This window comes from Algoriphagus lutimaris (assembly GCF_017051705.1).
Taxonomy (GTDB): domain Bacteria; phylum Bacteroidota; class Bacteroidia; order Cytophagales; family Cyclobacteriaceae; genus Algoriphagus; species Algoriphagus lutimaris.
Map to the genome: position 1 here is coordinate 1 of NZ_JAFIDJ010000040.1, position 284 is coordinate 284.

Genomic DNA, 284 nt, shown 5'->3' on the forward strand with positions numbered 1-284 from the left:
CTCGTGCTGGCAAGTCCAGCGCCGCGCGGTGACGAGCACGGCGAGCTCTTTTAGCTTGGGCGGGAGCTTGCCCTGCCAGCGCAGGAACTCGCCGAGCTTCTGCACCCGGCTCGCCAGCTCGGGGTTATGGATGAGCGCGATGAACGGGCCGCGTACCTCGCCACGCGGGCCGGCGGTAATCTCGGCGGCGACTGCGCGCTGCGCGGCGTTCATCTGTTCTGGCGTGAGCTTCGGGAAGCGTTGTGCCATGCTTGGGCGATGATGGCCGACCTGATCCTCGTCGT

At 67.6% G+C, this 284-nt stretch carries 1 protein-coding gene; it reads right to left on the reverse strand.

Annotation, left to right across the window (positions count from 1 at the left end; translation table 11 throughout):
- On the reverse strand, positions 1–249 hold a 249-nt coding region (locus JYB62_RS19700; protein WP_205647099.1), incomplete at its 3' end, for a carboxymuconolactone decarboxylase family protein.
- Between the last annotated feature and the right edge of the window lie 35 nt (positions 250–284).